This window comes from Micromonospora sp. MH33 (genome assembly GCF_003013775.1).
GTDB classification, from domain to species: domain Bacteria; phylum Actinomycetota; class Actinomycetes; order Mycobacteriales; family Micromonosporaceae; genus Micromonospora; species Micromonospora fulviviridis.
Window position 1 is genome coordinate 1 of record NZ_MUYZ01000401.1, and the last position, 4,769, is coordinate 4,769.

Annotated in this window: 5 protein-coding genes and 1 pseudogene; 5 read left to right on the top strand and 1 reads right to left on the bottom strand. The window is 72.6% G+C overall.

Features of this window, described 5'->3' with window-relative positions:
* From B0E53_RS38125 to B0E53_RS33175, 3 genes and pseudogenes are all read left to right on the top strand, one after another.
* A pseudogene (locus tag B0E53_RS38125) lies at positions 1-180 on the top strand (hypothetical protein); the annotation flags it as partial.
* A gap of 150 nt (positions 181-330) precedes the next feature.
* Positions 331-2,085 carry a CTP synthase gene (locus tag B0E53_RS33170; RefSeq protein ID WP_107079556.1) on the top strand — a complete coding sequence of 585 codons (1,755 nt, stop codon included), beginning with the start codon at positions 331-333 and terminating at the stop codon, positions 2,083-2,085.
* The gene (locus tag B0E53_RS33175; RefSeq protein ID WP_107079557.1) at positions 2,082-2,687 is read left to right on the top strand and encodes an NUDIX hydrolase; all 606 of its coding nucleotides are present in this window, start codon (positions 2,082-2,084) and stop codon (positions 2,685-2,687) included. The genes B0E53_RS33170 and B0E53_RS33175 overlap by 4 nt, the downstream gene beginning before the upstream one ends.
* Before the next feature lie 67 nt (positions 2,688-2,754).
* On the opposite strand, the gene B0E53_RS33180 is transcribed toward B0E53_RS33175, so the two are convergent.
* Positions 2,755-3,072, bottom strand: coding sequence for a TM2 domain-containing protein (locus tag B0E53_RS33180; protein WP_348639686.1), 318 nt, complete (start codon positions 3,070-3,072; stop codon positions 2,755-2,757).
* A gap of 229 nt (positions 3,073-3,301) precedes the next feature.
* Here B0E53_RS33180 and ald point away from each other — a divergent pair, with 229 nt between their 5' ends.
* Positions 3,302-4,417, top strand: coding sequence for an alanine dehydrogenase (gene ald / locus B0E53_RS33185; RefSeq protein WP_107079558.1), 1,116 nt, complete (start codon positions 3,302-3,304; stop codon positions 4,415-4,417).
* A partial coding sequence (locus B0E53_RS33190) for a site-specific integrase (RefSeq protein ID WP_168215471.1) occupies positions 4,414-4,769 on the top strand: 356 nt, incomplete at its 3' end. The genes ald and B0E53_RS33190, both read left to right, overlap by 4 nt.

Here is a 4,769-nt window from a genome sequence, read left to right on the forward strand (position 1 = left end):
GCGGCCAGGGGCACCGGCGCCGGCCGCGCCGCCCGGCCCGACCCCGACGCGGCCGGCACCCCGGAGGGCACGCCGGCGGAGCCCGGCCGGGGCACACCGGCGCCGGGCGCGGCCGCCGACCGGGCGTCCCGGGTGCCGGCCCAGCCGGGTCCGGCATCGACCGAGGTGCCCACCGGCTGAACCGAATACGGCTTCACGTGCGCCGACGGTGGGTGCGACGCCGGCTCCGGGCCGGGGAGGTGTTACCGTGGAATCCCGTGGATCGCGTGATCACTTGGCTGATCGGCACGGCGGTTCGCACGACCGCTACGGACGACACGGGAGCAGGCCTTGGCCCCTTCAGCACGGACGACCAGGCATATTTTCGTCACCGGGGGCGTCGCCTCCTCGCTGGGTAAGGGCCTCACCGCCTCCAGCCTCGGCAACCTGCTCAGCGCGCGCGGGCTGCGCGTGGTGATGCAGAAGCTCGACCCGTACCTCAACGTCGACCCCGGGACGATGAACCCGTTCCAGCACGGCGAGGTCTTCGTCACCGAGGACGGCGCCGAGACCGACCTCGACGTCGGCCACTACGAGCGGTTCCTCGACCGGGACCTGTCCGGCAAGGCGAACGTCACCACCGGGCAGATCTACTCGGCGGTGATCGCCAAGGAGCGGCGCGGCGAGTACCTGGGCGACACCGTCCAGGTCATCCCGCACATCACCAACGAGATCAAGGCGCGGATCCTCGGCATGGCCGACCCGGACGCCGACGGCCAGGTCCCCGACGTGGTGATCACCGAGGTCGGCGGCACGGTCGGTGACATCGAGTCGCTGCCGTTCCTGGAGGCGATCCGCCAGGTCCGGCACGACCTGGGCCGGGACAACTGTTTCTACCTGCACGTGTCGCTGGTGCCCTACCTGGCGCCGTCCGGCGAGCTGAAGACCAAGCCGACCCAGCACTCGGTGGCGCAGCTGCGCAGCATCGGCATCCAGCCGGACGCCCTGGTGCTGCGCTGCGACCGGGAGATCCCGGACAAGGTCAAGGAGAAGCTCTCGCTCTACTGCGACGTCGACCGGGAGGCGGTCACCGCCGCCCCGGACGCGCCGAGCATCTACGACATCCCCAAGGTGCTGCACCGCGAGGGCCTCGACGCGTACGTGGTGCGCCGGCTCGGCCTCTCCTTCCGGGACGTGGACTGGACCCGCTGGGACGACCTGCTCGACCGGGTGCACCAGCCGCGCCACACGGTGACCGTGGCGCTGGTCGGCAAGTACGTCGACCTGCCCGACGCCTACCTGTCGGTGAGCGAGGCGATCCGGGCCGCCGGCTTCGGCCACCGGGCCCGGGTGCAGCTGCGCTGGGTGCCCAGCGACGACTGCGTCACCCCGGCCGGCGCGGCGGCGGCCCTGGCCGGCGTCGACGGCATCGTGATCCCCGGCGGCTTCGGCGTCCGCGGCATCGAGGGCAAGATCGGCACCGCCCGGTACGCCCGCGAGAACGGGATCCCGCTGCTCGGCCTCTGCCTCGGCCTGCAGTGCATGACCATCGAGGTGGCCCGCCACCTGGCCGGCCTGGACGGGGCGAACTCGCTGGAGTTCGACGAGGAGGCCACCCACCCGGTGATCGCCACCATGGCCGACCAGGAGGACATCGTCGCCGGCAAGGGCGACCTGGGCGGCACCATGCGGCTCGGCGCGTACCCGGCGAAGCTGGCCGAGGGCTCGCTGGTCGCCGAGGCGTACGGCAGCACCGAGGTCAGCGAGCGGCACCGGCACCGGTACGAGGTGAACAACGCCTACCGCGACCAGCTCACCAAGGCCGGTCTGTCGATCTCCGGCACCTCGCCGGACGGCCGGCTGGTCGAGTTCGTCGAGCTGGACCGGGACCTGCACCCGTTCTTCGTGGCCACGCAGGCGCACCCGGAGCTGAAGAGCCGGCCCACCCGGCCGCACCCGCTCTTCGCCGCGTTCGTGAAGGCGGCCGTGGCGTACTCCGAGGCCGACCAGCTTCCCGTCGACCTGGACGCCCCGGCGGAGGCCGCCGCGGCGAAGAAGGCGGGCCGCAACGGCGGCGCCGCGGCGAAGGCGGCGTCGGCGTCGTGAGCGGCGTCGAGCACCGGTACGAGGTGACCGGGCACCGGGAGATCTGGTCGGGCCGGATCTTCTCGGTGGTCAGCGACGACGTGACCATGCCCGGCGGGGGCACGGCCACCCGCGACTACGTCACGCACGTCGGCGCGGTGGCCGTAGTGGCGCTCGACGACGCCGGCCAGGTGGTGCTCATCCGGCAGTACCGGCACCCGGTGGGCCGGCACCTGTGGGAGCTGCCGGCCGGGCTGATGGACGTCCGGGGCGAGGACCTGGCCGCCGCGGCGGCCCGGGAGTTGGCCGAGGAGGCCGACCTCACCGCCGGCAGCATGGACGTCCTGGTCGACCTGCACAGCTCGCCCGGGTTCAGCAACGAGGTGGTCCGGGTCTTCCTGGCCCGCGACCTCGCCGACGTGCCCGCCGGGCAGCGCCATGACCGGCGCGACGAGGAGGCCGATCTCCAGGTGGTCCGGGTCGACCTCGACGAGGCGGTCCGGATGGTCCTCGCTGGCGAGATCACCAACGCCTCCTGCGTGGCCGGGCTGCTCGCCGCCGCCCGCGCCCGGGAGACCGGCTGCGCCGAGCTGCGCCGCGCGGAGGCGCCGCTGCCCCGCTAGCCGGGAAGAACGACGAAGGGGCCGCGCGGTGCGTACACCGCGCGGCCCCTTTCCGCTGTGTCGACGCTCAGTCGCGCAGCGGGCGGCCCTGCCCGTCGACGCCACCGTTGACCAGGATCAGGATGCCGTCGATGGTGCCCCACAGGGCGCCGGCGCCGCAGGTCACGACGCTCACCACGAGCTGGAGCACGCCAGTCTTGGTGTCGCCCATGTAGAAGCGCCCGGCGCCGAAGAAGCCGAGCAGGATGCCCAGGATGCCCGCGACGACCTTGCTCTTGTCCGAGACGCCCTGCGGGTACTGCTGGTAAGGAGGAGTGGTCATGAGCGGACACCTTAGTGATCGACTGCCGTCCTGTCCGCACCGGCGCCCCGACAGTGGAAGGATATTTACCGAACATTGTCCTGACGGCTGAGGCGGTCTCCACCGCCCAGCCCCGGTCGATGCCTGACACACCGTCAGCACGACCGGGCACCGGATGTCACTGTGTTGGCCTCCGTGGGGTTCCCACGCGCCTAGACTGCCGCCGGCGGGACCGGTGGACCGCGTCGGCAAAGGGGCCGTCGCGGCGCCGCGCAGTCGGGGGTGAGCTGCCCCGGAGGAAGGTGTCTGCATCGTGAAGGTCGGAATCCCACGCGAGGTCAAGAACCACGAGTACCGCGTGGCGATCACGCCCGCGGGCGTCAACGAGTTCACCCGCCACGGCCACGAGGTCTTCGTCGAGTCCGGCGCGGGCGTCGGCTCCAGCATCACCGACGACGAGTTCGCCGCCGCCGGCGGGAAGATCCTGGGCACCGCCGACGAGGTCTGGGAGACCGCCGAACTGGTGCTCAAGGTCAAGGAGCCGATCGCCGAGGAGTACCACCGGATGCGCGAGGGGCAGGTGCTGTTCACCTACCTGCACCTGGCCGCCTCGAAGGAGTGCACCGACGCGCTGCTGGACCGGAAGGTCACCGGCATCGCCTACGAGACCGTCGAGCTGCCCGACCGCTCGCTGCCGCTGCTCGCCCCGATGTCCGAGGTGGCCGGCCGGCTCGCCCCGCAGGTGGGCGCCTTCTACATGATGCGTACCGGCGGGGGCCGGGGCGTGCTGCCCGGCGGTGTCTCCGGCGTGTACGCGGCCAAGACCGTGGTCATCGGTGCCGGCGTCTCCGGCCTGAACGCCGCCGCCATCGCGCTGGGCCTGCAGTCCGAGGTGCTGCTGCTGGACAAGAACGTCGCCCGGCTGCGCCAGGCCGACGCCATCTACCGTGGCCACCTGCAGACCGTCGCCTCCAACGCGTACGAGATCGAGCGGGCCGTGGTCGACGCCGACCTGGTCATCGGCGCGGTGCTGGTGCCCGGCGCGAAGGCCCCGAAGCTCATCTCCAACGAGCTGGTCTCCCGGATGAAGCCGGGCAGCGTGCTCGTCGACATCGCAATCGACCAGGGTGGCTGCTTCGAGGACTCGCGTCCGACCACGCACGCCGACCCGGTCTACAAGGTGCACGACTCGATCTTCTACTGCGTGGCGAACATGCCCGGCGCGGTGCCGAACACCAGCACCTACGCGCTGACCAACGTCACCCTGCCGTACGCCCTCGAACTGGCCAACCAGGGCTGGCGTGGGGCGCTGCGCAACGACCCGGCGCTCGCCCTCGGCCTGAACACCCACGCCGGCCAGGTCGTCTACGGCCCGGTCGCCGAGGCGCACGGCATGGCCACCCTGCCGCTGGCCGAGGTGCTGGGCTGACCGCAACCACGGAAGGGGTCGGTGCGGGCGTCGAACCCGCGCCGGCCCTGCGCCGTGCCGTCCGGGGCTACCTGGACCACCTCACCGTCGAGCGGGGACTGTCCACGAACACCCTCGCCTCGTACCGCCGGGACCTGGACCGCTACCTGTCCACCCTGGCCGCCGCCGGGGTGACCGACCTGGCCGCCGTCGGGCCCGCCGAGATCGAGGCGCACCTGGCCCGGCTGCGCGCCGGCGACGCCGACCATCCCCCGCTCGCCGTCTCCTCCGCCGCCCGGGCGGCCAGCGCCGTGCGCGGCCTGCACCGCTTCGCGCTGCGCGAGGGTACGGCCGGCGCCGACCCCAGCCGCGA